Raw genomic sequence first — 22,641 nt, forward strand, 5'->3', positions numbered from 1 at the left:
CGAAATAGTTATAAAATAATATACATTTACACCAATCAACAGTTTTGAATAAAAATGAGAAAACCAATACGTACCAGTCTTCTTTTTTTGTTGTTAACGGGCAGCGTTTTTGCACAGTCTAAACTGAAACGCCAACATATAATTGATCTTTGCACAAACGAGGAGCAAACGTTTTTATTTAACCCAAAGGGGAAAACCACCGAAGAAATTACCAAGCAAACCGATACCAAAGGCAGGGTGGTAGTTAACCGTATCCTTTACACCTACGATAAAGATAAGGTAACGCGTGTGCAACGTATTTGCAATGATACGCTTATAAGCGATGCCACCAGCGAATATATAAATGGCGACCTGGTGCATTACAGGCGTATGGTAAAGGGTAAAATGGACATTGACGAAGCCTACACCTACAAAAAAGGACAGTTGCTCAGCCATATTACTACTACACCCGAAGGGGTTACGGTAAAGGAAGTTACGTATAACAATCCGCAGCGCACGTCTGAGGCCGTTACCCGTAAGGATGCTAAGGTAATTGAAGTAGTGAAAGAAAGCCGTGAGGGCAATATGGTAACAAAAGAGTTTCTTACCCCTCCGTTTATAAGACCTACGGTAACTAAGGTTATTGTATACGATTATGATGGAAATGTAATAGACGAACGCACGCTAAAAAATGGCAAAGAAGTAAAGCGGATTATCTGTCGCTTTGAAAATAATATTCCGGTTAGTAAAAAAGTGTTTGAAAACGGCACTGTGGTTTTTGAGGGGCTGTATGACGAGTATGGCAATCCGCTGAAAGAACAGGATTTTACAAAGAAAACGGTAGTTATCTACGAAAACAAGTTTAATACCCAGCACAACCTGCGTGAGGTAAAGGTAATACGTAATGATAAAGAGGAGTGCATTAAAAAAATAGAGAATGAATACTATTAATCTTTCCGTTCCCGAAATAATTATTTTCCCTGAAACCCACCTTGTTGGGATGAGTAGCGATATGAGTTTCGCGCAAAATACCACCGCAATACTTTGGCAACAATTTATGCCCAGGAGAAAAGAAGTTGAGGCTCTTAATAACGACTTATTCTCTGTACAGTATTACCCCGAAGGATTTTTCGATTCTTTTAACCCCACTACTGCTTTTACCAAATGCGCCGCTGTACAGGTGCAGCCGGGAGCAGCCGTACCGCAGGATATGAATACGTTTGTAATACATGAGGGTAAATATGCTGTGTTTCAATACAAAGGTAATCCTGCGAACGGAGATGACGTATTTAGGTATATACTAACCGAATGGCTACCGCAGTCGGGTTACGTTTTAGACCGCCGCCCTCACTTTGAAATACTTGGCGATAAATACAAAAATGGCTCCAACGATAGTGAAGAAGCCATTTATATTCCTGTAAAATAGATTGCGCTGATTTAGTCAATCATTATTTTTTGTCTGCTTACATTACTGCCGTTTGTAATCTCGGTAAGGTATAACCCCGCCGAAAAAGCGCTTACGTCTATACGTTGCCCGTTTTGTTGTATGGTAGTGCTATGGAGTAGTTTACCACTCAGGTCATAGATTTTTGCCTGTATTGGCAGTGCAGCACCTGCTGTATCTACAGTAAGGTTGTCCGTTGCCGGGTTAGGGTATAATTTAACTGCGGCAAAATTAGCACCTGCAATGCCCGCCGGCGTACCGTAGGCAATTTTATATACGGTGCCGTTACTTATGCCTGCCACATACAATTCTCCGGAATTATCTTCGCCAAAAGTAGCAAAGTTACCCATAAAAGAGTTGCTCCAGGTGATGTTAGCCGCATTATCTACTGTGCCTATGCGGTTGTTGCAAAAGTCGCCAAAAACATATTTACCCGCTAAATCAGGGTACATAGCGCCACGGTACACGTAGCCCCCGGTTACAGAGCATGCGTTATCCGCCCTGCCATACTCGGCGAAAGGCATGGTAAAGGCATCTGCCGAAGCGCAACCGCCTGTAATATGAGGTAATGAACCTTCATAACAACGCCATCCATAGTTAATACCACCTTCTGTTACTGCTACACGATTGAGTTCCTCCCGGTCGTTTTGTCCCACATCGGCAATCCAGATGTTTCCTGCTGTGCGGTCAAACGAAAATTTCCAGGGGTTGCGCAGCCCGGTAGCCCATATTTCATCGGCACCATCTATGCCCACAAACGGGTTATCCTGCGGTATGCCGTAGCCCTCTGTGTCTATTTCGGTGTTTATGCGCAGCATTTTACCCAAAAGCGTATTTATGTTTTGTCCGTTGCCCTGAGGGTCATCGCCACTGCCGCCATCGCCCATGGCTATGTACAGGTAACCATCGGGCCCGAAGCGCAGGCAGCCCCCGTTATGGTTGCTAAACGGCTGGTTAACGGTTAACAGTATGGTGCCCTCGGCATTGGCAACCGAAGGGTTTTCGGCGTTACGGGTGTAGCGCGCTATAACGGTGTTACCCTCCAGGTTAGTATAGTTAATATAAAACCGCCCGTTTGTAGCATAATCAGGAGAGAATGCCAAACCCAGCAGACCACGTTCGCTGGTGCTGGTAGTAAGTGTGCTAATGTCCAGGAACGGAGTAGCATTGGTAGAGCCGTCGGCATTCAGGATTTTTATTTTCCCGGTTTGCTCTACCACAAACAGCCTGCTGTCGCCGGCGTGCACGATTTCAAGTGGCCTGTTAAACCCGGTTGCAAAAGGGGTAAGGGCAAATTCCTGCGCATGGCAAAAACCCGCTGCCAGCAGCAGCGCGGTGAGTAGTTGTTTTTTCATAGCATTGGTTTTGTTAATTGTCCTGTGTTAAAGCTACAAATATTAACGTAATAAACTATTGCGCTTTAACATAATATAAATAAGCCTCCGCCCAAAGCAGGGCGAAGGCTTACCGTTTTTAAGGCACTATTATAATTGGTAGGTTGGTGTTATAAGTTGGCTATAATTTTATCCTTAGGATATTTTACCTTATAGCTTATCCGTATTTTTTTGGTTTCGCCGGGATTTAATTTCAGTTCCCAGGTAAGTACCCCGGTTTCAGGGTTGGCTTTGGCACTATCGTCTTTTAGCAATGTAACCTCAATTTCCTTGTCCGTGCTTACCGGGTACTGGTCTTTCAGCATTAGGTTAATGGCTTCTTTTTTATTGTTCCGAATGGTAGTTTCGTAGGTAAACGTCTGTTCTTTGTAGCTGCTCAGGAACTTAGTACCGCTTTTATCGGCTACTTTTTCACGTTTTACGGTAATCCTTTTATCCCTGCCCATGCTCAGGTTAAGCGTGTCGCCGGTTTGGTTCGGGTTAATGGTGGTTTTACCAATGTACATACCGTCAAAAATAATATTCGCTTCGCCCGGTAGCAGGTTATACTTGCCATAGTCGGTAACTTCTGCCATAAGGAAAGCTTCCTGTTCCAGCTTTGGTACCGAATAGTGGCGGTAGCTTGCCGGTAGTTTTATTTCTTTCATCCGTACGCTGTGCACCTTACCATTGCTCAGTATATCATACGGTACATCTATGATAAACGAAACATTCATTTGATTGTCGTTTACTGAAGTATAATCCCCGAGTTCTTTTTTCTCTAAAGTTTCTGCACTTACTGTCGACATTCCTCTTATGCTAACGGATGCATTTGCCCCTGGCGCTCCACTACCGTAAGTTATTTGAAGCCCCGGCACCTGACCTTGTAGCGTATTCATCACGTTTGCATTAGGGCGTCCGTAGATTACCCGTCCTCCAAATCGTAAAAACCAAGCCGAAAGTACCGGTATCTGGCTGCTTTGGTTGGGCATGCCACTGCTTAGTGTAAGCTTAGCCTGTTTCCAGTCGATACCCGTGTTTTGGGTAATCTGGGCTTTGTACATCATGGTAATCGGGCCGCTGCTGGTATCGGCACGCAAGTCGTAGTAAGGCGACCACGATGCACCCTGGGTAAGGTAGTTGATTTCTAACGGATACGTACCTGCTACGTCGCACATTACCTGAAGCACCAGCTTGCCTTTATAGGCATCAGTATCTTTAGGGGCGGTAGCATCGGTTATCTTTTCGTTTATAGCCGTAAGGCGCTCGTTAAGTTTCTTTTCCTTTTGTGCAAGGGAAAGTTGGTTTGCAGTAATCTCGTTGCGCTTGGCGCGATAATAGTCTACCAGTTTTACCAAATCAGTAACGCTAAGGCCGGTATTTTGCCCGGCTACCTGTTGGTTTTTATCCAGCAGGTCCAGGGTTTTCTGGTCGTTGTTGCGCTGAGTTACCAGCTTATCAAGCTCTGCCTGAATAGTAACGATACTATCGCGCAGTTTTTTCACGGCAGCCGATTCGGGTTGGGTTACGGGCTGGTCGCCCATGTAATTTCGGGTAAACTGTACCGAAAGCACTGTAACGCTTGCCGGAGCGCCTATCTGAACTGTATTTTCATAGATGTATTCCGCCACGTTTTTCACCACAATTTCGCTGGTACCTGCGGGTAGGGTAGCGGTGGCGTTTTGGGTAAGTTCGGCGGCGTTAAAGTATACGGTAGCTGCCGAAACCTTAGCATTGGTGTAAACCGGTTTTTGTGCCTGTGTGGTTGCTGTTATAAGTAGTGTAAGCAGAAACAGCCATTGGTTAAAATATTTCATAGTGCTATGTTTTTTTATATAGAGCACTATTTTATGGGAAAGGTTGGGAGAGGGGATAATTTTTTTTTTTGACGATACCCTTTATATTAAAATGCCCGATGGCGTGGTGCTGGGTTTTGACGAGGTTTCGAAATACCGTGATGAATATCTAAAGAAGTAAAAAAGCCGGTAGAATAATTTATAAATTATTCTACCGGCTTCTATATACTTTTAATCTAATTTTATACTGCAATTTGCGAATAACAAAATAACCGCATCACCAAAAAAACTACTCCTCTATATAAAGCACCAATCCTTTAAGGTAAGATCCTTCGGGGTGGAACATATTTACCGGGTGGTCCGGCCCCTGAGATAATTTGTGTAGCACACGTACTTTTCGCCCGGCTTCTATAGCCGCTGCCGATACCGTATTATAAAACAATACATCGTCTATAACCTGCGAGCAGGAGAATGTGAACAGGAAACCGCCCTGTCCTATGGTTTTAAGCCCTGCAATGTTAAGGCGTTTGTAAGCCTGTGTAGCGGTGTGTTTGCTCTTTATGTTTTTAGCAAAAGCAGGGGGATCCAATACAATAACGTCGTACAGGTTTTTATTGGCTTTCAGGTAATCAAACACGTCAGACGCCACTGCCTGGTGGTTGCTGCCCGGAAAGTTTAGCTGCATGTTTTCGTCGGCAAGTTTTACCGCTTTTTCAGAAATGTCTACTGAGGTAACCAGCTCCGCCCCGGCACTCATGGCGTAAATAGAGAACCCGCCTGTGTAGCAGAACGTATTGAGTACCTTTTTACCCGCCGAGTATTTTTTTAGCAGATTACGGTTATCGCGCTGATCCAGGAAGAAGCCTGTCTTTTGGCCTTCCACCCAGTTCACGTGGAATTGTATGTTGTTTTCTTTGGCTACAGTATCGTTAGCCGAGCCATATACATGGTAATCGGTACCTGTTTTAGGCAATGTTTGCGAACTCTTACAATACACGGTTTCGCAATACTCCGGGAAGGTAGTTTTTATGGCATCGGCTATTTCCTGCATTTTAAAATAAATACCGGTAGAGTGTGCCTGTACCACAAAATGCCCGTTGTAATAGTCTATAATAAGCCCCGGTATGCCGTCGCCTTCGCCGTGTATCAGCCGGAATGCATTGGTTTCCGCTATAGAAAACAATTTCATACGCAGTTCCCACGCGGCTTTAAAGCGTTTTGCCCAAAAGCTATCGTCAAAAGTTTCGTTTGCAAAAGTAAGTACGCGCACCGCTATGCTGCCTTTATCGCTGTAAAAACCGGTAGCCAAATGATTTCCCTGGGTATCGGTAACGTTTACCATTTGCCCGTCGGTAAGTTCTTCGCTTACGCCATACACAGCACCGCTAAAAATCCACGGGTGGTTACGCTGTACTGATTTTTCTTTTCCTTTATTAAGTATAACTTTTGCAAATTCCATTTTCTGATTGTTTTAGCCACTGATTACACGAATTAACACCAATTAATTAGTGGAAATTAGTGCAATTAGTGGCAGCTGTTTTTTTTTCGACTAACCCAATAACCGCATCATCAACTAAACTCTTAATACGCCAGTTTACCCAGGTTTTCAAAAAACTGGTCTACGTTTATAGAGTCGTTCACAAAGATATGTTCGCGGCTTAGCGGCAGCCTGTTTCGGGCACGGCCGGTTACGTTTATATTTCCGTTTTGTGCTATCGTATCTCCTGCAGAAATAATACCACGACGCAGCATTATATTTTTTATGTAATTGTCATGCCTTAGCGCAAAGCCTTTCAGGTTACCCGTGCTGTCAAATTTATACATAAACTTTTTAGGGCTTGGTATAATGCTGGCCAGGTACACACATTCGTCCAGGGTCAGGCTGCTTGGGTGCTTGTCAAAATAATAGCGCGACGCTTCGCCTATACCATAAACATCAGGCCCCCATTCTATGATATTAAAATACACCTCCAGCATACGCTCTTTGCTGGCTACACGTTGATTTTCCAGTATGTATACCAGTAGTATTTCTTCCATTTTACGCGAAAGGGTTTTCTCGCGGGTAAGGAATACGTTCTTTATCAGCTGCATGCTTATGGTGCTGGCACCACGGCTAAACTTCTTTGTTTTTATGTTTTGGATAATACTCTGGCGGAATGCCTCTGTAATAAACCCACGGTGGCGGAAAAACGAAGGGTCTTCGCTGGTAAGCACCGCTTTGCGCAGGTAAGGCGATACGCTGCCTATTGGCGTGTAGTTAGGGTTAGATGGCCCTACAACAATGGCACGCTGCGCCCTGCCGTCTTCCATGGCGCGGTAGGTAAATGTACCGTTTAGCTTGGCAAGGTCGGCTGCACCGTATTTTGTAATCTCCAGGCCGTCTTTTTCCATGGTACTGTCAAACACCAGCGCGTTTGGCTTGTTTTTGTTGAACAGAAAATCCAGCCTGTAGCCGAAACTTCCTATGGCTTCCATGCCTTCAAAGTGTGTAAACAAACCGGTAGGCAGCGAGGTAATAAAGTCTTGCGCCTGCATTTTTGGTATGTTAGCCTTAAACTGGTATATGGTGTCTTCCTCTGTGCTGAATTTAGCATAAGGATGTAGTTTCACTTTGTTCAGCTGCACTGTACTTGCCGAATCCAACTCTATGTAGCGCTCGCCCAGGCGAAGGCGGTAGTCAAAACTTGCGTTATTTATTACCACATCCTTACTGGCTATGCGGCGGTTGTTTACCATAAAGTTTTTAATGGAAGCATAACCCTCTATGTGCAGTTCGCCGCCACTCATTTCTATTTCGTCTACCTTAAGGTTAATGGCATCAAAGCCGCTTTTTATGTTGAAACGCCTTGCCACATACGGTACCACAATACGGCTGGTATCTGAATTGAAAAACTTCAGGTCGCATTTATGCCCACGAGGGTCTGCCATACCGTTTACTTTCCAGGTTTGGCTTATGGTATCTTCGGTAATGCGTAGGGTGCTTTTTAGCTGGTTATCGGCCAGTTTAGTATTGTCCAGTTTCAGGTTCAGCTTGTGCCCGTTATCGTCTACCCGGAGTTCCAGGTTGTTCAGCTCCATATCGGTAGGTACAAGGTTAAGCACCTTGTTTAGCAGGCTGTAAGCGCGGTCTGCGTAATCGGTATCTTTAGTTACTTCCTCGTCCTTGTCTTTTTTATTGCGTATAAGCCCACGGAAATTCCACCCAAGGCTATCGCGCACCATTTGCACATAGCCGTTTTTCATGTGCAGGGTGCCCAGCTGTACGTCGCCTACAAGCAGGTGGCCCAGGCTAAGGCTGGTATTGATTTCTTCTATCTTCAGGAGTTGGGGTGCACCGTTAGGGCTTAGGCTTACGCCCTTCATGGTAATGCCGTTAATACCGCTGAAAGAAGCTTCTTTAACCACAAATTCGGCATTACGTTCGGCTACCTTGGTTTTTACACGTGCCAAAACCTGTTCCAGTGCCATATTGCGGAAGGCAAAGAACAATATTCCGAAAAGTACCAGCAGTATGGCTAATATAATTATCAGCCTGCGGGTTAGTTTTTTATAATTGATACGTCGTCGCATTCTTTATCCGAAAAGGTAGCCGGCAACATCTTCTATGCGCCCCACCTGTTTGATGTCAATAATAGTATTTTTCAAGGAAACCTTGCTGTATTTCGATACAAAAATAGTAGAAAAACCTAATTTTTCAGCCTCCAGTATGCGTTGGTCTACACGGTTTACGGGGCGTATTTCGCCACTAAGGCCTATTTCTCCCGTAAAACAATAGCCTTTGCTCACCGGAATGTCTTCGTTACTGCTTAGTATTGCGGCAACTACGGCGAGGTCTATAGCAGGATCATCTACATTAATACCCCCGGTAATGTTAAGGAAAACGTCTTTCGCGCCCAGGCGGAAGCCGGCTCTTTTTTCCAGTACGGCAAGCAGCATATTAAGGCGTTTGGCATTGTAACCCGTAGTACTGCGCTGTGGTGTACCATATACTGCGGTACTGACAAGTGCCTGTATTTCTACCATTAGCGGGCGCATACCCTCCATAGTAGTGGCTATGGCGGTACCGCTGAGTTCTTCATCTTTATGGGAAATCAGTATTTCGCTGGGGTTGCTTACCTCGCGCAGGCCGGTGCCCTGCATTTCGTAAATGCCCAGTTCGGCAGTAGAGCCAAAACGGTTTTTAAGCGAACGCAGTATGCGGTACACGTGGTTGCGGTCGCCTTCAAACTGAAGCACCGTATCTACCATGTGTTCCAGTATTTTGGGCCCGGCAATAGAACCATCTTTAGTAATGTGGCCTATGAGTATAACGGGTACATTACTTTCTTTGGCAAACTTTATAAGCTCAGCGGTAGTTTCGCGTATCTGGCTTATGCTTCCGGCACTGCTTTCTATATAATCACTGTGCAGCGTTTGTATAGAGTCTATGATAACCACTTCCGGGTCTATCGCCTCAATTTGCCGAAAGATATTTTGTGTTTTGGTTTCGGTAAGGATAAAACAGTTATCGGCCTGTGCGGTAATGCGTTCGGCACGCATTTTTATCTGTTTCTGGCTTTCCTCCCCGCTTACATACAGCGTACGAAATGGCAGCTTTAGCGAAATTTGTAATAGCAGCGTACTCTTACCAATACCCGGTTCACCACCCAAAAGTGTTAGCGAACCCGGCACCAGCCCGCCACCCAAAACACGGTTCAGTTCGCCATCTCCGGTATCCATACGGATTTCGGTAGCGCTGTCTATTTCTGTAATCCGAAGTGGTTTAGGAGCTTTTTTTACCTCACCTGTAGGGGCTTTCCAGCCCGGTTTGTCTTCTTTTACTATAAGTTCCTCTACTATGGTATTCCACTCCTTGCAGGCGTTACACTGTCCCTGCCAGCGGGCGTACTGGGTACCACAGTTTTGGCAATAAAATGCTGTTTTTACTTTAGCCATTTATCTCTTTTGCATCAATGGGTTCAAAGGTAGGCGTTTTTTCCGTGTCTTGTTTTTAAAGTGGCCAAATCACTGCCTACATATCATCTAAAAATTGTTTTACAATTTCTTCTAGCTCGGTAAGGTCTTCATAGTTTTCGAGTTCAACCTCTTTTTCTGTAGCTTTCAGTTCGGTAATAATATCAGCCAGGAGTTCAAGTGGTTCTGTTTCCATGCCAAACATACCGCTGTCAAATTCTACCCCCGTAAGTACACCATCGTAGTGCATGCCCACACACCAGTTTTCCATAAACTTGTTTAACGGGATTTCTTTTACCGCATAGCCTTGCCAGCCGTTTGTGGCGCAGGCGCGAGCGTAGGCTGCCTGAGACCACACACAGGTAAGTGGTATGGCGTTTCCTTCATCGTCTTCATATTCTGTAGAAGACGAGCGGGCAATACCCGTCTTGCTTTCCAGCGCATACACTATGCCAGTAGCACATACGTTTTTTACAAACTTTTCGTATTTAAGACGTATGTCTATGTGGTTTTTTAGCATGGCATTACGTTTTTAATTGGGGCAGAGGTGTTGCGGTAGGTTTTAAAACCCGCCTATGAGTTCTTTTACTATTTCGCGCAGTTCATCGGCACTTTCATATTGCTGAAACTCTAATGCTACACCGGTTTTGTCTGATTCATTCAATATCTGGAGGATAACCTCCAGCGGTTCAATTTCTTGCCCAAGCATATTGGTGTCAAATTCAGAACCTACAAGCAGCTCGTCTTCGTACATGCCCGCACACCAGTTTTCTATAAAGTCTTCCAGGGTAAGTTCGGCCAATGTAAACCCATCCCAACTGTCTTTTGCGCAGGCTGTAGCCGATTTAGCATCAGACCAAAAGCAGATGATTTCTACGGGTTCGCCATCTTCATGCTCGTACTCATTAGAGTACGCCGTGGCAAATCCTTCGTCGTTTTTCAGGCTGTATACCGTTTTAGACGCAACTATGTTTTTTATGAATGTATAGTGTTTTGCCTGTGTGTCGGCTGTGATTTCTGACATTGTATGGATGTTTTTTATTAAATGTTATATTCCAGTCCGTATAGCCTTTCGGCTTTATGACTTTCGACTTTATGACTTCTTTAGTTTAAAATATGCTTCCAGTAATTGCTGCGCCGCCGCAAATGGCGATAGTGCGTGCTGTTCTACTTTTATTTTGTTTTCTGCAAGTAGTGCTGCAATTTCAGGTCGCGCATAGAAATCCTGTTTTAGCTGCTCGTTTATGGTTTCGGTAAGCCAGTAGCTGTTTTGTTCCTGCCGCCTTTGGTTAAAGAAACCGTTGGCCTGGGTAGTTGCAAAATACTCGTTTATTTGTTGCCAAACTTCCGCTATACCCTCATGGTTCAGCGCGCTGCAGGTTGCCACTTTGGGTTGCCAACCCGATTGCTTTGCCGGGAACAGGTGCAGTGCACGATTGTATTCGGTTTTAGCCAGGCGGGCGCGTTTTATATTATCGCCATCAGCTTTATTTATCACAATAAGGTCGGCCATTTCCATAATGCCGCGTTTTATGCCCTGTAGTTCGTCGCCGGCACCGGCTATTTGCAGCAACAGAAAGAAATCCGTCATGCTGTGTACCGCGGTTTCGCTTTGGCCAACGCCTACGGTTTCTATGATTATGGTATCAAAGCCGCAAGCTTCGCAAAGGATTATGGTTTCCCTGGTTTTGCGTGCCACACCGCCCAGTGTATCGCCAGAGGCCGATGGGCGTATGTAAGCGTTTTCGTCTTTAACCAGTTCTTCCATACGGGTTTTGTCGCCCAGTATGCTGCCGTGCGACAGCGAACTGCTGGGATCTACAGCCAGTACTGCTACTTTTTTGCCAAGTGCCGTAAGGTATTTACCGAAGGACTCTATAAATGTACTCTTGCCCACACCCGGAACACCTGTAATACCAATACGAACCGACTTATTAGCGTAGGGCAGGCACCCGTTTATAACGCTGTTTGCTTTTTCAAGATGCTGTGGGTTAGTGCTTTCTACCAGGGTTATGGCACGGCTCAGCGCGGTTTTGTCTCCGTTTAAAATTCCAGCTACCAGCTCCTGTGCCGTAGGCTGCGTGCGGCGCTTTATGGCATGTTCTATGGCCAAAGGGCTTACACTCTCGGGTTGGTTTACGCCGTGTATTTCGCTCAGGGCACTGTTATGAGGGAGTTGGGTATTGTCCACGCAGCTTCATTTTGTTGTGTAAAAGTACGGTTTTTAGCGGTAAATTGTTAAGTCGTCCTGGCTTTTACGACACGGTAAAATTATCCACATCAGATTGTTAAAAAAATCTAACTAAGAAAATATTCTAAATTAAGATTTATTTCTTAAAATTGTTCCCTGATTCAATTTTGTTTTTATGAAGCACTATATAGAATTTTTAGAGCCCAACTTTGGTACGGTAGAAATAGCGCAACCGCACGGGTTTAATATGTTTGACCTTGAAAATGCACGTACAACGTATTTGGAAGTACGAAAATCAAGTTGGGATGCTTTCGGGAAGCTGGTATCTGCATACAAGCTGCGTGGATATGATGCTGTGGCAAATTACATTTATATGGATGGCGATGGTAAAACCAATGTGTTAAACATTTGTATGTCACGCGTACAAACGGATGAGTATACCTATTTCGGGATGTATGTAAACGATTACAGCCCAGCGGTATTTGTAAGGAAAATAGGGTAGGTGTATAACAAAAAAAGGAGCGGTATAAAACCACTCCTTCCATATTTTATGAGTTCACAGCACAATAAACCGAGTTAATATCCTGCGGTGAAACGCTGCCTGCGGAAACGCGGTGTTTCGGCCTCGTCGGCTATAACTACGGCAAGGTCTTCTACAGACAGGGTGTTGCGGTGGTTATCGTCAAACACGGGGCTATCAAACCCAAGGCGGTAGTTACCCGTACGCCCGTTAGTAATACCCGGGTGCATTTCTATAGCCGGGCTAAAAAATACCCAGTCAAGCTCTTTCTCCTCTTGCAGGGTTTTTAGGTATTTGCGTACGGCATTAGCCCCTGGTTTAAACTCCTCAGGAAACTTAGGTGTATCTATAAGCTGTATGCCCGGAGCCACAAACAGGCTGCCGGCACCACCTATAACAATAAAGCGGTTAACGCCCGCTTTTTTTACGGCTTTTTGTATGCTGTCTGCACCTTTAAGATAATCTACATAAATATCAGGGTTTGTCCATCCCGGGTTATAAGCACTGATTACTACATCATGCCCTTTAAGCATTTCGGCTAAGTCATCAGTATCAAATATATCTGCCTTTACACCGGTAACCCCCTGCGGAAGCGTTTGCTTCGGGTGGCGGCTTATGGCTGTAGCCCTGTGGCCGCGGTGCGAAAATTCTTTTACAAGAGCCGCCCCTACAAATCCGGTGGCGCCTATTATTGCTACTTTCATGTTATTTTGTGTTTTCAGTTTGTGTTCGGTTATACGGTTTGCGCGGCAAACTGCCTGCTGAAGTTTTCCAGCGTAAGGCCTTTCAGTTCACAGCAAATAAGGTTGTTTATGTTTTGGTATAAATTATCAAGGCTTTCATTTATACGGCAGCCTACTGGGCACTCAGGGTTGGGGTCGTTTTTGGCAAAGCCTAAAGACACACATTCTACCGTGCTGTTATACACATCTTCGAGGGTAATTTCGCCTGCGGGGCGCGCCAGCCTGGTGCCGCCAAATTTCCCTTCGCGGCAGGCTACTATACCGTGTTTTTTAAGATTACTGATTTCTTTCCGTACCAATACCGGGTTAATATTGATACAACCCGCCAGGTAGTCTGAAGACAAATATTCGTCCGGGCGCCTGCTCATAAGCGTGAGTATGTGTATGGTTATGGCAAACTTTCCGGATATCATTCTGTAATATTATTTGTTACTAAATTAAAAAGAATTTTCGGAAGCTGCCAAGTTTTTCTTGCAAAACTGACGAAGATCACATCTGTACTTTGATATACAACTGTACCTTTACAGCACTAAAAACACCACCGTTTATGGATAGCATTATCCTTATAATTGTTTGCATGTTAGCCGGTATTTTTTTGCGCCGGCAAAACTTTATGCCTGCCAATGCCCACGTAGCACTAAACCAGTTTGTTATTTACCTGCTTATCCCGGCACTGTCGCTGTACTATATCCCCAAAATAGAAATCAGTCAAAAACTGCTGTATCCGGTAGGGGTGGGGTGGTTTAGCGTGCTATTCAGCTGGGCGTTCTTTGCAACGCTGGGTAAAATTTTCGGGTGGTCTAAAAAGCTACAGGGCGCCCTTATCCTTACGGGAGGTTTTCTTAATTCATCGTTTATCGGCTTTCCGGTAATCGAAGCCTTGTATGGCAAAAAAGGACTGGAAACCGCCATACTGGTAGACCAGCCCGGTACTTTTGTAATGCTTTCTACGGTAGGGGTACTGGTAGCGGTTTTGTATTCCAGCGGTACGCCATCGGCATCGGCCATTGCCAGGCGGGTATTTACATTTCCGCCGTTTTTAGGCTTCATGGCAGGCGCGGTTATGAACCTGCTTCATTATGATTTTGTAGATGTAGTGCAGCCCGTTCTGCAAAAACTCGGGGCGTGTATTACGCCCGTGGCCCTTGTAGCGGTAGGGCTTCAGCTAAAAATAGAAAAGCGCAGCAAGCACTGGGGTTTTTTGGTATTGGGACTATTTACCAAGCTCATACTTATACCACTCCTGTTTTTTATATGCTACAAAAAGGTGCTGGGTGCCCAGGGAGAGTACATAGACATCTCCATAATGGAAGCAGCTACCCCATCTATGATTACGGCTGCCATACTGGCATCGAGCCACGGATTAAAGCCGCGCCTCGCCGGAATGATGGTAGGCATAGGCATTCCGTTATCTTTTTTAACAATGGCTGCATGGTTTTATATACTAAAACATTGGTAAAAGTTTTGTAACTTACTGATGTGATGGGGCATTGTTTGAGATTATCATAATCAAATCGGTATCAGGGCCTACCTGTAGGCTTAAAAGTAGCTGCTATGCACGGTTGTTTACCGCACTTTACTGAAAAAATCATAATTATTTGGTTTACAGTGTTAATCTTTTGTTTGGCTGGTCGAAGTTGTAAAAAAAATCTTAATTTATGCCACCATTAACACACACACACAAACTGAAGAACTTATGTGGATTTTTAAAAGTACCATAGATAAAAGCCTGAACAGTTTTGGGCTTTTACTGCTCCGTCTTGTGGTAGGCGGCCTTATGCTTACCCACGGCATTATGAAATACAAACTTTTAATGGAACCCGGCCCAATAAAATTTGCCGATCCTATAGGCCTGGGCGAAAACACTACGCTTGTCATTGCTGTTATAGCCGAACTACTGTGTTCGGCATTACTTATCATAGGGTTTGCCACTAGGCTTGTTGTATTGCCACTAATTGCCACTATGGCTGTAGCAGTTTTTATAGTACACGGTCACGAAGGCTTAGAAGCGCAGGAGCTGGCTATACTGTACCTGCTTATATACGTATTCCTGTTGGTTACGGGTAGCGGTAAGTATTCTGTAGACCGGTTGATTCCAAGAAAGAAAAGGTATTTTTTTGGGAGTTAGTATTTGCCGGTAAACGTTTTTGCTTTACGCAATAATACCTTACTTTTGGCTTGTAATTACATACTGCCATGAGTACTACCACAAGCAATCCTCTTATAGAACAACTACAAACCCTTATGGGTACTGACTACGTTTTTACCGACGAAGAAACCCGTAAAAACTATGGGCACGACGAAACCGAAGATTATAATTTTCCGCCTACTGTGGTGGTAAAGCCGGGTACAGCCCAAGAGGTTTCGGCTATAATGAGGCTGGCTAATGAGTATAAAATCCCTGTGGTGCCTATAGGTGCCCGCACAGGGCTTAGTGGTGGTGCACTGAGTATTCACGGTGGTATAGGGCTTAGTATGGAGCGTTTTACATCGCTTGAAATAGACGAAAAAAACCTACAGGCCATAGCAGGCCCCGCGGTAATAACACAGGTACTGCGCGAGGCCGCCATGGAAAAAGGGTTGTTTTATCCTCCTGATCCCAGCAGCCAGGGGAGCTGCTCTATAGGGGGTAACGTAGCCGAAAACAGCGGGGGCGCCCGTGCCGTAAAATACGGCGTTACTAAAGACTATATCCTGAACCTGGAGGTGGTACTGCCGAATGGCGAAATCATTTGGACCGGGGCTAATACGCTTAAAAACTCTACAGGCTATAACCTTACCCAGCTTATGGTGGGCAGCGAAGGCACCCTGGGGGTTATTACTAAGATTGTATTAAAACTTATCCCTAAGCCTACACATAATGTATTAATGCTGGTACCGTTTTTTAAGGCGGGGCAGGCATGCGAGGCTGTTGCCGAAATTTTCAGGGCGGGTATTGTGCCCAGCGCGCTGGAGTTTATGGAGCGCGATGCCATAGACTGGGGGATGAGGTACCTGGATAATGTAAGTATCGATATAAAGGATGCCGTACAGGCGCACCTGCTGGTAGAGGTAGACGGTAATTACCCCGATGTGCTGTTTAGCGAGGCGGAAAAAATTATGGGCGTGGTAGAGCAGTTTGATATTGATGAAATACTGTTTGCCGATACCGAAGACCAGAAAAACGCGCTGTGGAAATTGCGCCGTACGGTAGCAGAGGCGGTAAAATCACATTCGGTTTATAAGGAAGAAGATACTGTGGTGCCGCGCTATGAACTTCCGGTATTGCTGGAGGGGATTAAGGCTATTGGCAAAAAATACGGCTTTCAGTCGGTATGCTACGGTCACGCGGGCGATGGCAACCTGCACGTAAACATTATTAAAGGCGATATGACCGACGAAAACTGGAAGGTGGAAGTACCGAAAGGCATTCGCGACATATTTGAGCTTACGGTATCTTTAAAAGGTACGCTAAGCGGCGAGCACGGCATTGGCTATGTACAGAAGAATTTTATGGATATCGCTTTCCCCGAGGTACAACTCCAGCTTATGAAAGGTATTAAGCAACTTTTTGACCCTAATAACATCCTTAACCCCGGCAAAATTTTACCGGATAACCTTTAGGATGTTTTCCAGGGCGTTTTAAAGTACGTTTCCTTAGCAATTAGGTTTGCAGGCGTTTTCGCGTTGTAATATCCTTGTGGCTACCTTTCCTATGGTAAGCCCTTGTACTATTATAGAAAATACCACCACAAAATAGGTAATGGCTATAAGCGAGTTTTTATAGGGGTTATCATGCATGGATAGTGCCAGCGCAATGGAAACCCCACCACGAAGGCCACCCCAAACCAGTATTTTTATGGTGCCCTTTGTAAAGTTTTCCCTGAATTTAATAATTTTGGTAGGTAGCCATATCGAAATAAACCTGCCTATCAGTACCAGCGCCACGGTAATAAAACCCGGTATCCAGTAGTTGTTAAAGTTGTGTATCATAAGTAAATCAAGGCCTATGATAAGGAACAATATGGCGTTTAAAATTTCGTCATTCAGTTCCCAGAATTTATCCAGGTAGTCTTTTGTAGTGGCACTCATGGCAAAGCGTTTACGCAGGTTACCTATCATTATCCCGGCAAATACCATGGTTAGCGGCCCGGATATATGTAGCTCGCGCGCTATTAAATACCCGCCCATTACTACAGACAGCGTTATTAGTACCGATACCTTATAGTCGTCTACCTTTCGCATGGCGCGAGACGCCGTAATACCCAGGGTTAACCCCAGTACAAATGCGCCACCTGCCTCTTTAATCAATAGCCATATAACGTGCATAGGAGTGAGGTCTGATGCATTACCTTCGGCGAGCTGCAATATTACCGCAAACACCACTACCGCAACACCATCGTTAAAAAGCGATTCGCCGGCTATTTTTGTTTCCAGGGATTTACGTACGTTGGCCTGTTTTAAAATACTGAGTACCGCTACCGGATCTGTAGGGGAAATAAGCGCCCCAAACAGCAGGCAGTAAATGTATGGGATTTCTAACCCTTTAATGGGGATAAAATACACCAGCGTACCTACTACAAAGGTAGAAATTACCACGCTTATGGTAGAGAACACCACCACAGGGCCCCGCTGTTCGCGCAGGTCTTTAATATTAATGTGTATGGCGCCCGCAAAAAGCAGGAAATTCAGCATAGCACCCATAAGCAGCTCTGTAAAGTCGAACTTATTAATAAGCGCTGAAAGGCCGTGCAATGTTTTTGGGAAGATGCTTCCGGTAGCTACCAGCATTATAGATACCGCCATGGCTATAACCATAACACCTATGGTAGAGGGCAGTTTTAAAAACCGTACATTAAGGTAGGCAAAAAAACTGGCTAAAACAATAAGTATTGATAGGGTATAGTACAATTCCATAGGCGTGTAATAAAGTTAAGGGCAATAAAACATCGGTTTTTACAAAGATAACTTTTTTAAACGCTTTACCCGCTATTTTAACAGGAGCTAAATGCAAAAAAGGCTTCCGTTTAACAGGAAGCCTCATTATTGTTTTGATGTATTTTATTGTATGTTCAGTGCTTTGCACACTTCTTCGCCCAGTACTTTTTTCATCATTGCGGGACTGGTACGGTTCAGGAATTTCCATTTACCGCCCGTTACACTATTTGATATGGCCAGTATGTCGCCACGCTTTTTTATGGTAAAGCTGTTAAAGCTGGGGTTAAAGGTAACGTCATCTGTTTTCATGGAGGCTTTCAGGTTTTTAATCATTTCCTTAGCCTCAATACCTTTAAGCGGTTCGGTAAATGTCATTTTTATTAGCAGGTCATGATCTACTACCGTATAATATCCACCGTTTACGGTTTTTATGTCGTTAAACTTAAAGTTGGGTGGAGTGTCCAGTATATCCAGTACATACCCGTTCCCTTTAAGGGTGCTTTTAAGTACCTCGAGCATTTTTTCTTTGGGTACCAGTTCAAAAATTTTAGGGTAGGTATCCGCCAGCAGCGCCTCGTATTTTCCGGCAGTGGTGTTCTTGTACATACGCAGGGCATCGGTTTGCAGGGCTTTCATGTCCTGTGCCTGTAGTGCCATGGCACAAAATAAGAATAGGGCAGAGAGTAGTTTTTTCATGGTGGTAAAAGTAATTATAAAATGCTACGGGGCATTAGGGTTTTTCTATATACTTAATTAAATAAGCAATGGCTTTTTCCTCAGCCGACTCAATTTCGCAATGCAAGCCTTTTGCCTTGTACTGTAAACGCTCCATACTTTTAAGATAATCAATACGTTGTTTTGCTGCTTGCTCAAAATGACGCAGGGAGGTATGTATTCCTTCTATTTTTTCTTTAGAAATTTTAATGTTGCGCTCCTTAACGCTGGTATCGCTGTACAGTTCGGGCAGTTCCATGTCGTTTACCTGCTTAATCAGTACCATGAGGTTATAAGGATTCTCGGCATTTTCTGCCAACAGGCGCAGGGTTTGTATAAGGCGGCGCACCACCGTAGGATCTTCTTTGCCCCACTGAAAAATCTGGTCGAAACAAAAGTCAATCAGCTGCTCAAAGTTAAACTCATTGGCAATAATATTTTTAGATTGCAGCTGCCGCGCCTCCGCAGAAGGATAAGCCTTAAGTTGCAGGTTGCGGGCGATATCGCCCAGCTGGTCTATACAGTTAAGGCAGGTAGTAGGGTCGTTAACGGCAGGCGATATGGCTTTTATGGCTATGTCTACCAGTTTACGTACGCCAAAGTTAATATCCTGGGTGTAGCTCCTAAAGGTATTTATGGTAAATACATCGTCTATAATTTCGCCCATAAGGCGTTCCAGGGTTGTTTGCTGCTCCCGGGTAGGGGTTTCGGGTAACTGCAGGGTAATGAGTGCCGATGCCCACTGCATGATAAACTCGCCCACTATAGGCCGCTGGTACAGTACCAGGTCTTTGCTCCAGGGATAATGTTTTGCCAGCGCGGTGATATATTTTTCGAGCTTCAGATAGTTAATATGCTCCAGGTAGCCGCTTTTAAGCGGACTTTTAATAGAGAGGGTAAACCATTTTGGTTCTGGTTTTAGTGGGGTATACAGCATGGGCATGCCCGGCTGCCAGTCTTCGGGGTACAGCGCGTTAATTTCATTTACCGTGTCGCCCTTAACCTTGTCGGCTATGGCGGCCACGTTCATGTTTACGCTCAGGTAAGTAATCATGCGCGGATAGCTCCATACCAGGCAATACAGTGCCAGCACTATGCCCGATGTTATGGTAATGGTAAACGGCTTGCCTGTAAAGGCACTTACCGCCATAGGGATAACACACAGGCCAACCGTGCCTATAAACAGGCCAATGTATTGCTGCACGCGCACATCGTTTGCCAAAAAATGCCTTAGGATGCGCGGCGAAAACTGCGATGACGCAAGCTGCATTACCACAAATATTACAGAGAATGTGGTAAGCGATATGCCTATTACAATAGATACCATAATGCTTGCCACACCCGATAGCCTGCTGTATACCTCGGCTTCGTTAATGGTTTTGCTCAGGTCGATGCCGTAGTCTGTTAAGAGCAGTAATACGCTTATAAGCAGGGCAAAGGCGTTGCTGAGCAGGGTGCCGATGTATTTAATACGGTGTTCCAGCCACTGGCCGAACTTAAACTTTAGCCTTGTTAATGACATAATAGTAGTTTGGTTGCTATGGCTAAGGTACAAAATAGGGGAGGTAGTTTTTTATCCCGACAGGAATTCTTAACATTTTTGCCGTGGAATGGCTACAGGAAAATGCTACCTTTATATAAACCAATACTGCATTATGAAGAAACTGCTTACCGTGCTGCTGCTGTTCTTTATGGTTACCGCCTTTACCCAGCAGGGTTACCCTGTGCCGCCGGCGGGTAAATACCGGCTGTTTTACATACAGCACAGCAACAACCACAATACGTTTGTGTATGATCTTAACATTACTGCTTCGGGTAAAATAAATACGGCCGACCCCATAGATGTATACCGCCTTACGTATGAACGTACTAAAAAAGGCGTACGCGATGAGTTAAGCCCGGTACAGCGTAAAATGGCGTATGGCATTACGGTTACATCGGTAACGGCTACGCAGTGTAGTTTTACACTGGCGGCGTATCCTGAAAAAATATTAACTGCAAAGTTGGGTGCCGATAATGTGCCACATGTGTTTGTAAGCGCAAATGGTAAAAACCTTATGCTGGGCCGTTTGTTTTTACAAATGGGCAAATTACCATCGAGCGTGGAGTATATCGATTTTTACGGTAAGGATATGGCGAGTAGTAAGGAGGCGGTAGAGCGGTTTTATATTAAAGATTAACCCAGAAGCTCGGGGGGGCTTTAAGTACTGGGTTAGAATATGCTTTTTCAAAAGCCAGAAAAAGCATTAATAACAACAAAGACAACCCGAAGGTCGCCTTTGTGGTTAATTTTGAAATTCAGATTTTATTTTGTATTTCATCTAAACAAAATATATTTTTCTTGAAAACATCTAATTTGAACCTCCTCCTAGTTTACATTAACATCAAAAGAAAGTGTATCTGTAAAAATAGGTGTTACATTATCGTTGAACTTATAAGAAACAATACTTCTTATTGTATTTTTACCTTTTTTAATTAATACTTCTTGGACATCAATTTGAGCAGGGAGAACGGCTTTTTGAGTTCGCTTAATTTTAGAATTATCAATACCTAAGTTTTCTATCTTAAAACTACGTTTTGCGTTAGGAATATTAGCCACAATGTAACTATATTTTAATTTTCCCCCAACTTTTAAATGTTGTTCTTCTGTGATTTTAAACTGTTCTTTATGAGCATATTTATATTTATATTTATATATCTCTAATAAAGGATTTCCTTCATATTTAGTTACCCCTTTATTATCAAAACTAATTTTAAAAGCCCATCTTCCAAAATTGTCGCACATAATATAATTAGTAATTAATCCGTTTAAATCATAATTAATACTTTCAAGAGTAATCTTGTCTTTTTTAAACTGTTGTGTTTCTATTTTGCCATTATTATAATAATATTTGCATACACCATTTACGTGACCATCAATGAACTTTCCTTCTGCAATTTTAACTCCTCTTTCATTATAATTTACAAAATTTCCATGCATGATTGTGTCACCATTTCTAATTATATATTCGTTTGTACCAGACAAATTTCCTTTTGAATCATATTGTTTTAGAGTATAAATCGTCTCTTTTTTTGAAGATATGTAAGTTATTATTATGCATAATACAACTAATAACATTACTATTTTTAAATATCTAGTTTTGTTAATCTTACTTTTTTTGTCGGGCATCATAAATATCTTTTCTTACGTATGTACTATTACCTGTTTTTTCATCATAAGCAGTTCTTACAAATTCAACTTGCTTTTCTTCTTCTTTGTTTGCTTCTTCATTGGAATTGGACAATGTATTTATTGTATCTATTCGTCCTGGAACACCAGCAGTAGTACCACCAGCTTTGGCACCATATAATAAATTTCTAAAAAAAGTGACTAATTTTCCAAAAGCCGAAATCTCACGTGGGTTAGGTGCACTTCCACCAATACCTGGAATCTCTGAGGATTCTACGGATTCCTTAGTTGTACCTTTAAGTCCATCTACATCACCAGACCTATCCGTACACCAAAGTGAAATTCTGTCTTTTATTGAAAAATTAAAATCTATACTACTTATCTCAATTTCTGTATTAGGAATCATAGTATTCGAACCACTGCTATATGTAGTTCCTGTGTTATTAGGGTCAGAACAATTATACTCAATAAATAAGCCGTCAGAATTTAATCTATAAGACATATTGTTATAATCAACGGTTCTCTCACTTCCTAAATTAGTATATCCTTCTCTCTGGCCTGTGCCAGAATGCCATTCTAGGCTTTTAGTTTTATTATTCATATACCAATCATCCGCCTGCATCCCATCAGGGTCAATAAAGTAAACAGGATTATTCAAAGCATATACATACGGACTAAATCTTCTACTTGTTTCTGCCTTTGGGTCAACATTCATCCACCTACCCAGCGCAGGGTCATAATTACGTGCGCCGTAGTCGTACATGTTAAGCCCCAGTTCGTCTTGCAGCGCTGCGCTACGCGCGGTATGTTCGTTTGCAACTTTCTCAAAGCTGCATCCTCCA

At 43.7% G+C, this 22,641-nt stretch carries 21 protein-coding genes and 1 pseudogene; 7 read left to right on the forward strand and 15 right to left on the reverse strand.

What is annotated here, in order from left to right:
- The first annotated feature begins 54 nt into the window (after nucleotides 1-54).
- Both ACLI08_RS12455 and ACLI08_RS12460 read left to right on the forward strand, forming a co-directional pair.
- Nucleotides 55-930 carry a hypothetical protein gene (locus tag ACLI08_RS12455; protein ID WP_411428823.1) on the forward strand — a complete coding sequence of 292 codons (876 nt, stop codon included), beginning with the start codon at nucleotides 55-57 and terminating at the stop codon, nucleotides 928-930.
- Nucleotides 917-1,405 (forward strand): GyrI-like domain-containing protein, encoded by a 489-nt coding sequence (locus ACLI08_RS12460; protein ID WP_411428824.1) that lies wholly within the window; start codon nucleotides 917-919, stop codon nucleotides 1,403-1,405. Before ACLI08_RS12455 ends, ACLI08_RS12460 begins: the two co-directional genes overlap by 14 nt.
- 11 nt (nucleotides 1,406-1,416) lie before the next feature.
- Here the strand turns inward: ACLI08_RS12460 and ACLI08_RS12465 are convergent, their stop codons facing one another.
- From ACLI08_RS12465 to meaB, 8 genes are all read right to left on the reverse strand, one after another.
- Complete coding sequence (locus ACLI08_RS12465; RefSeq protein ID WP_411428825.1) at nucleotides 1,417-2,778, reverse strand: PQQ-dependent sugar dehydrogenase; 1,362 nt, start codon at nucleotides 2,776-2,778, stop codon at nucleotides 1,417-1,419.
- Between the two features lie 149 nt (nucleotides 2,779-2,927).
- Complete coding sequence (locus ACLI08_RS12470; protein ID WP_411428826.1) at nucleotides 2,928-4,613, reverse strand: DUF4139 domain-containing protein; 1,686 nt, start codon at nucleotides 4,611-4,613, stop codon at nucleotides 2,928-2,930.
- Between the two features lie 268 nt (nucleotides 4,614-4,881).
- Nucleotides 4,882-6,051: a class I SAM-dependent rRNA methyltransferase gene (locus ACLI08_RS12475; protein ID WP_411428827.1), complete on the reverse strand. Its 1,170-nt coding sequence runs from the start codon at nucleotides 6,049-6,051 to the stop codon at nucleotides 4,882-4,884.
- Between the two features lie 122 nt (nucleotides 6,052-6,173).
- On the reverse strand, nucleotides 6,174-8,162 hold the full coding sequence (locus ACLI08_RS12480; RefSeq protein WP_411428828.1) for a transglycosylase domain-containing protein: 1,989 nt from the start codon (nucleotides 8,160-8,162) through the stop codon (nucleotides 6,174-6,176).
- 3 nt (nucleotides 8,163-8,165) lie between these two features.
- Nucleotides 8,166-9,527: a DNA repair protein RadA gene (gene radA, locus ACLI08_RS12485; protein ID WP_411428829.1), complete on the reverse strand. Its 1,362-nt coding sequence runs from the start codon at nucleotides 9,525-9,527 to the stop codon at nucleotides 8,166-8,168.
- A gap of 76 nt (nucleotides 9,528-9,603) precedes the next feature.
- The gene (locus tag ACLI08_RS12490; protein ID WP_411428830.1) at nucleotides 9,604-10,065 is read right to left on the reverse strand and encodes a DUF2750 domain-containing protein; all 462 of its coding nucleotides are present in this window, start codon (nucleotides 10,063-10,065) and stop codon (nucleotides 9,604-9,606) included.
- A gap of 42 nt (nucleotides 10,066-10,107) precedes the next feature.
- On the reverse strand, nucleotides 10,108-10,569 hold the full coding sequence (locus tag ACLI08_RS12495) for a DUF2750 domain-containing protein (RefSeq protein ID WP_411428831.1): 462 nt from the start codon (nucleotides 10,567-10,569) through the stop codon (nucleotides 10,108-10,110).
- Between the two features lie 69 nt (nucleotides 10,570-10,638).
- Nucleotides 10,639-11,736 carry a methylmalonyl Co-A mutase-associated GTPase MeaB gene (meaB, locus tag ACLI08_RS12500; protein ID WP_411428832.1) on the reverse strand — a complete coding sequence of 366 codons (1,098 nt, stop codon included), beginning with the start codon at nucleotides 11,734-11,736 and terminating at the stop codon, nucleotides 10,639-10,641.
- A gap of 175 nt (nucleotides 11,737-11,911) precedes the next feature.
- Between meaB and ACLI08_RS12505 the strand changes: the two genes are divergently transcribed.
- Complete coding sequence (locus tag ACLI08_RS12505) at nucleotides 11,912-12,238, forward strand: hypothetical protein (RefSeq protein WP_411428833.1); 327 nt, start codon at nucleotides 11,912-11,914, stop codon at nucleotides 12,236-12,238.
- Between the two features lie 74 nt (nucleotides 12,239-12,312).
- Here ACLI08_RS12505 and ACLI08_RS12510 read toward each other — a convergent pair whose 3' ends face one another.
- Together ACLI08_RS12510 and ACLI08_RS12515 are read right to left on the reverse strand one after the other, a co-directional pair.
- Entirely contained in the window at nucleotides 12,313-12,960 is a 648-nt protein-coding gene (locus tag ACLI08_RS12510; protein WP_411428834.1) for an NAD(P)-dependent oxidoreductase, read from the reverse strand.
- Between the two features lie 29 nt (nucleotides 12,961-12,989).
- Nucleotides 12,990-13,412: an RrF2 family transcriptional regulator gene (locus ACLI08_RS12515; protein ID WP_411428835.1), complete on the reverse strand. Its 423-nt coding sequence runs from the start codon at nucleotides 13,410-13,412 to the stop codon at nucleotides 12,990-12,992.
- A gap of 134 nt (nucleotides 13,413-13,546) precedes the next feature.
- On the opposite strand from ACLI08_RS12515, the gene ACLI08_RS12520 reads away from it, so the two are divergent.
- From ACLI08_RS12520 to ACLI08_RS12530, 3 genes are all read left to right on the forward strand, one after another.
- Entirely contained in the window at nucleotides 13,547-14,458 is a 912-nt protein-coding gene (locus ACLI08_RS12520) for an AEC family transporter (RefSeq protein WP_411428836.1), read from the forward strand.
- A 237-nt stretch (nucleotides 14,459-14,695) separates the two neighbouring features.
- Nucleotides 14,696-15,127, forward strand: coding sequence for a DoxX family protein (locus ACLI08_RS12525; RefSeq protein ID WP_411428837.1), 432 nt, complete (start codon nucleotides 14,696-14,698; stop codon nucleotides 15,125-15,127).
- A gap of 68 nt (nucleotides 15,128-15,195) precedes the next feature.
- On the forward strand, nucleotides 15,196-16,602 hold the full coding sequence (locus ACLI08_RS12530) for an FAD-binding oxidoreductase (protein WP_411428838.1): 1,407 nt from the start codon (nucleotides 15,196-15,198) through the stop codon (nucleotides 16,600-16,602).
- A gap of 33 nt (nucleotides 16,603-16,635) precedes the next feature.
- Here the strand turns inward: ACLI08_RS12530 and ACLI08_RS12535 are convergent, their stop codons facing one another.
- The 3 genes from ACLI08_RS12535 to ACLI08_RS12545 form a co-directional block, all read right to left on the reverse strand.
- Complete coding sequence (locus ACLI08_RS12535; protein ID WP_411428839.1) at nucleotides 16,636-17,895, reverse strand: cation:proton antiporter; 1,260 nt, start codon at nucleotides 17,893-17,895, stop codon at nucleotides 16,636-16,638.
- Nucleotides 17,896-18,039: 144 nt separating this feature from the next.
- Nucleotides 18,040-18,612: a hypothetical protein gene (locus tag ACLI08_RS12540; protein ID WP_411428840.1), complete on the reverse strand. Its 573-nt coding sequence runs from the start codon at nucleotides 18,610-18,612 to the stop codon at nucleotides 18,040-18,042.
- 34 nt (nucleotides 18,613-18,646) lie between these two features.
- Nucleotides 18,647-20,152 (reverse strand): DUF2254 family protein, encoded by a 1,506-nt coding sequence (locus ACLI08_RS12545; protein ID WP_411428841.1) that lies wholly within the window; start codon nucleotides 20,150-20,152, stop codon nucleotides 18,647-18,649.
- Between the two features lie 133 nt (nucleotides 20,153-20,285).
- On the opposite strand from ACLI08_RS12545, the gene ACLI08_RS12550 reads away from it, so the two are divergent.
- Complete coding sequence (locus ACLI08_RS12550) at nucleotides 20,286-20,810, forward strand: DUF4833 domain-containing protein (protein WP_411428842.1); 525 nt, start codon at nucleotides 20,286-20,288, stop codon at nucleotides 20,808-20,810.
- Between the two features lie 188 nt (nucleotides 20,811-20,998).
- On the opposite strand, the gene ACLI08_RS12555 is transcribed toward ACLI08_RS12550, so the two are convergent.
- Both ACLI08_RS12555 and ACLI08_RS12560 read right to left on the reverse strand, forming a co-directional pair.
- Entirely contained in the window at nucleotides 20,999-21,802 is an 804-nt protein-coding gene (locus ACLI08_RS12555) for a hypothetical protein (protein ID WP_411428843.1), read from the reverse strand.
- A pseudogene (locus tag ACLI08_RS12560) lies at nucleotides 21,780-22,592 on the reverse strand (RHS repeat-associated core domain-containing protein); the annotation flags it as partial. The gene ACLI08_RS12555 and the pseudogene ACLI08_RS12560, both read right to left, overlap by 23 nt.
- Nucleotides 22,593-22,641 lie beyond the last annotated feature (49 nt).

Source organism: Flavobacterium sp. RNTU_13 (assembly GCF_046614455.1).
In the GTDB taxonomy this organism is placed as follows: domain Bacteria; phylum Bacteroidota; class Bacteroidia; order Flavobacteriales; family Flavobacteriaceae; genus Flavobacterium.